The organism is Nodosilinea sp. AN01ver1, assembly GCF_050565655.1.
Taxonomy (GTDB): domain Bacteria; phylum Cyanobacteriota; class Cyanobacteriia; order Phormidesmidales; family Phormidesmidaceae; genus Nodosilinea.
The window spans coordinates 1-5123 of record NZ_JBNXVS010000102.1; the positions used below are offsets into that span (position 1 = coordinate 1).

Below are 5123 nucleotides of genomic sequence, written 5' to 3' on the forward strand. Positions count from 1 at the left end.
GGAGATGTCGTGAGACCCACAGGTTGGACAGGTCATCTCGATTGTCATGGAGCCTACTCCCCCAGAATCTAGAAGTGCAACGGCGTTACCTTATTTCTCTCTATCCTTTACATTAATCCACTACCCTTTTCTTTAGCTTTGCGCTTGGCCTGGTTTTCGGCTTCGGTTTTAGGGTCGAAGGGGGTTTCGAGACGATCTAGAATAGCGGGAATCTCGGTGGAATCTTTGCGAGAGGTCAGCTCATCAATGGCTCTAAAGTAGCGTTTGGAGAGTCCCCGCTCATCCATGCGGGCTAGGCGGGTGCGAATGTCGTCATCGACTAAGCGCCGGGTACCCCCCAGCTCCCGCAAAGAGTTGAAGTAGCCTACCAGTGTCATCCAGGGGTCAGCATTCTCACCGTAGATTTCGTAGAGACTCTGGGCGGAGGAGAGTACCGCTAGATAGACTCGAATCATCGTAGCTTTGAGCCGCCGACCAGGGGCGCAAATGCCCAGATAGCGACGCCCTGGGGTCTCGGCAGGGTCTCGCTGGCGGGAAAAGAAGTTGTCTTTAATATCTAGCCCCTGGGGCGGAAAGATGCTGACGTTCCTTAGAAACAGGCTGTTGACCTGCACCTGAGCCTGGCGAATGGTGGCGGTCGAGGCAATCACCTTAGGCCGCACGGGCTGGCCGTTGACCTGCCAGGTACAGAGCTGATCGACCGCTGTTTCATAGAGCCCCACCAGGGTACCGAGGGGGCCGCTGATCAGGTGCAGCTCATCTTGGATGATCAGATCTGGGGGCCTGAGCTTGCTGTGGGGAACGGTCTTGGCGGCGGGATGGATGCCGACCTTTTTGTGGTGGTCTTTATCTTCTAAATCCGGGGAGCGGAAGCCGTGGCGATCGCAGTAGCCATTTACCTGGCCAAACAGCATTTGCACTTCCCCTTTCCAAGGCATTTGGGCAAACTTGTCCACGGTGGCGATCAGCAGCGTGGGCAGGAGTCGGTAAATTTCTTCATCCACCACCACAACGGGCAACCCGTCTCCCTTAGAAAAGTCACAGCGGCCTAGGGGATCGCCGCACTTGATGAGGGTTCGGCCCCGACCTTTCTCGAAGCGCTCTACCGTAATGTTGCGCCCTGGGTCAATTTTGGTGCCGCACCAGGGGCAGTTGGTGAGCTGGTGGGGGGTGCCGCTGCCCCGCAGTCGAGATTCCCGGTGTTGTTTGACGGCTTCATCGCTGTCGGCAGTTTTATTGGGGGTGTTCCGCATCCCTACCCACAGCCCAATGCGGAAGGGATCGATACCCCAGGTTTTCTCATCGGCGCGGCGGATGGTTTCACAGGCACAGATCAAAGCGGTGGCCCGCTGAAACTGCTGGAGAGTGAGCAGACGTAGGGTATAGCGCATCAGCACTGCGACTCCGTGCAGACCGTCTCGGCCTTCGACTATGCCTTGAAGGCGGCGCAGGCCGATGGTGTAAGCCGTGAGGCCGAGATAGGCCTCGGTTTTACCGCCCCCGGTAGGGAACCAGAGCAGATCGGCTACGGCATCGCTGGGATGGGAGCGATCCGGGTGGTTGAGGTCGGTGGTGCTGGGCAGGTTCAGCAGAATGAAAGCCAGCTGAAAAGGATACCAACTGCGCCCAACGGGGATATCAACGGCCTCAAGGGTAATCGTTTCTCCCCGTCGCCGTCGCTCGGCATAAGCGGAACGAATGCGCTGCTGCCACATCGCCTGGTTCATGAATCGGAAGGCTTTGGCGGCCTGAGGGTTGTCTCTAAGCGTCTCCAGCCCGGCTTCGATGCGGGCTAGAACCAGGCGACAGTTGGCGATCGCCCGCTCGGCTACAGCTTGATACTCCTCTAGCCCCTGGCCTAGCTCACCAATCTTCGCCTCCTGCTCGTCGATCCAGGTGGTGTAGGCAGCGGTGAGGGGCCGCAGCATGGTTTGCAGTTCAGCGTCAGTGGCCTCTGCCAGCTGCTTCATATCCAGCACCAAACCCCTAAGGGCCGGTATCTGTTCTTCGGTAGGCGGTTTGGTCGCTGGGACTTCGTAGGCGGGCAGCACGCTAGTAGACAAGCAGACCGCTCGGGTCGGATCCGTAGAAGATACCTCGGCATGAACCCCGACCCCATGCCCCACGGCAAATTCGACGTGGTTGCGGTACAGCATGGCCATGGCCTGGTTTTCGGCATGGATAGCCGGATCTAGGGCAGCGGTGTGCTGTTCTAGGGGTTTGCGGATGAAGATCTCTGGGTTGTCAGGATGGGGCGATTTGACCGACAGTTCAGGCTGAAACAACCAGGCGGCGTCCTTGTTTTGACTAGGCTCATGCTGGCTATTGACCAGAAACAAACTTACAATCCAGTCTTGGTCAGGGAGCTGCCGAATTTGGCCGCGCAGATAGACCGCAGGGGCTTGATCCGGCATCGGCACCTCATCGATCTCCCCTGTGGCTTCCAGATCTAGCGTGACCGAGCCCTTGAGGGGGTAGCGCTTCCACACCTGCTTGGGATTGCCCTTATCGGTAAAGCTAATCTCGCTAGCCTGTCGGATATAGCCGCCCCATTCGGTGGTGACTTCGAGGGTTTTGGCCCCAGCGCTAACGCAAAAGGTCATCCCCATGGATGAGGGAAACATGCTGTCGGTGGCGGGCACATTGGTGTCGGTGCTGCCTTCCTCGGCGTTGTCTTTGTCGGCGAGGGCCAGGTTGTCCTGCAATTCGGGCTGGTCTTCGACCCCAACTTCGGTCTCAGCTCCAACGCTTTTGTTGCGGATGGTGGGCGCTAAAACCCCGACCAGGTAGCGATCGGTGACGTGGGCTTCGTCTACTTCCTCGTCGGCTCCGTGGGCTGGGCCGCGCAGGTCGTTAATAATGCGCTTTTCTAGCTCTCGGCGAATTTCGGCGGGGGTAGCTTGCTTGAAGACGTGATACTTTTCTGCTTTGGCGCTGACCTGGGGGGCTTCGCTGTCTTCGTCGGAACCGTAGGTGGGGGCTTCTTCCGGTTCATCCGGCGGCTCAGGTTCTGGGGAAGCGCCTTCAGAAGGTGCTGTCCACAGCCCAGGGCGAGAGCCAGGTTGAGCAGCAGCGGAGGGTGCTTTTGAGGAGGCTGGTTGGGATGGGCGTTGCTGATTAAAGGCCAAGATTTGATCGACGACGGTATCGGCGATCGCACCATCGATCCCCAGGATATCGGCATCGTTGGAAATATCCAGCCCAGCCAGTAAGACGGTTAGGGCGGACTCAGGCGCAGAGGTAACAGTACTCCAATCCAGTTGAGCGGTGCGTGCTCTCAACTGCTGGTTGATGGCGTCCAGATTTAGGTCGCCGGGTAGCACGGATGGAAGCTGGATGACCGTCATGCTGTCGTCTTACCTAAATTCCAGAGCGATTCGTCAAAGCTTTGCAGCAAAACCGAGGGTTTCTTTTCAGGGACTACTACCAGTAAAGCCCGCATGGCGCGGGTCATGCCAACAAACAGGGTGCGGCGTTCGCGGTTGAGAATCTCCTGGGCAGCTTCTTCAGGGGTGTCTTTGGACATGTAGGGGAAGCGGCTACCGATAAAACCGGCGATCGCCACAATCGGAAACTCCAGCCCCTTAGCCCCTTTCAGCGTCAGCACTTTAACGCCAGTCTTGTTCAGGTCTAGCTCTTTGCTGCCCATGAAGGTCGCTTCAAGACCCAGGTAGCTGAGTTGCCCGGCAATGTCTTTCCCAGAGCGCTCGCTGGGGGTGAGAATGGCGCAGGCGTCGATGCCCAGGCGAAACTCCCTGGCGGCCATGCGGCAAAACTGGGCCAGGAGCTGACCTTCGGCGGCGGTGTCTGCCACTGCTCGCACCGCTGGGGGTGGGCCGTAATTGATGTACTGCCGCTCAATGGGTTCGTCGTCGAGTAGCCCAGCTTGGAGATAGTGGTGGGCCGCCGTGTCAATTTCTGCGGTGGTGCGGTGGTTGGTGCGCAGGATGCCGGTGCGGCCCACAAACCTGAGGTCGCTATGAACATCGCCCCAGCGGAAGCTGCTGCCGTAGATCGATTGGTTGGCATCGGCAGTGATAAACAGCCGATTGGGTGCTTGGCAGAGCTGCACCAAAAAGCGCAGGGTGTTGGGTGGCAAATCCTGGGCTTCATCCACAATCACGGCATCGTAAACGGGTGGATTTTCCATCGTGCGCAGTAGGTCTGCTCCACGACTACGGAGCTGTTCCCAGGTTTCTAACCCCTGGACGGCGAGGTGCTGATTGAGGTGTTCCCTCAGATGCCAGATGGCCTGTCGCTGCACCCGGTTCAGGGGCACCATGCGCCCGGCCCGAGAGGTGGCTTGGTAGTCTTCCAGGGTGGTTAGCTCCCGGCTCTCGATGATGCTGCCAATTTCTTCGAGCAGATAATCGGGAGGTAGCCGCTCTAGGATCAGTTTCTCGGCCTGCTGCTGGAGCAGGTTGCCGGGTAGAGACTCCAGCACATCCGCCATGACCACCGGCAGAATTTTCTTCAGGTCGCCACCGTTGGCGATTTTGGGTTTGCCGGTTTCGTGGCAGATGAGCGTGTAGACACGACTGTCGGCGGTTTTCACTTCCACATGGCGCAGGTCATCGCCCAGAAGCTGTTTCAGCAGCTGCTCACTGAAAGTAACCAGGGCATTGGTATAGGTGGTGAAGAGAATGCGGGGAGACTCGACCCCGGCAGCCTTGAGCCGGTGAAGAATTTCGCGGGTGCGGTAGAGGGCGACGGTGCTTTTGCCGGCGCCGGGGCCACCTTTAAGCAGGGTAGGGCCTTTGGCATTGGCGGCCCAGGTGACAAATTTTTCTTGCTCGGGGTTGAGCTTGAGCAAGAAGCCCAGCAGATCGCCTGCTTTGAAGCGCAGCAGGTCGGCGGTGTCTTGGGCGATGAAGTCGGGCTGTTGGAGCACTTCTACCAAGGGGCGCTCAAACAGGTATTCGTCGAGTTTGAGGATGATGTCGTCAGGTATGCCGGGGCAGTCGAACAGGGTCTCGCGGTCTTGAATGGGTAGCAGGTGCGTATTTGCATAACTTCGGCACCTAGTTGCATCAACTTCGGCACCCCCTCGATTGGCGAGGGAAAAACAGCATAGCTGGGCAGGTCAGATTCATTATGCAGTCTGTGAATAGATCGTGAGAATA

The 5123-nt window shown here is 58.1% G+C and carries 2 protein-coding genes; both read right to left on the minus strand.

Going from position 1 to position 5123, the window contains the following annotated elements; all coding sequences use genetic code 11:
• Positions 1 to 107: 107 nt before the first annotated feature.
• On the minus strand, positions 108 to 3347 hold the full coding sequence (drmA, locus tag ACQ4N7_RS29925; RefSeq protein ID WP_430715069.1) for a DISARM system helicase DrmA: 3240 nt from the start codon (positions 3345 to 3347) through the stop codon (positions 108 to 110).
• Positions 3344 to 4891 (minus strand): UvrD-helicase domain-containing protein, encoded by a 1548-nt coding sequence (locus ACQ4N7_RS29930; protein WP_430715070.1) that lies wholly within the window; start codon positions 4889 to 4891, stop codon positions 3344 to 3346. The genes drmA and ACQ4N7_RS29930 overlap by 4 nt, the downstream gene beginning before the upstream one ends.
• Between the last annotated feature and the right edge of the window lie 232 nt (positions 4892 to 5123).

Excerpts from the sequence above, each read along its gene's own strand:
- drmA (WP_430715069.1), bottom strand. The coding sequence starts at position 3,347 with ATGACGGTCATCCAGCTTCCATCCGTGCTACCCGGCGACCTAAATCTG.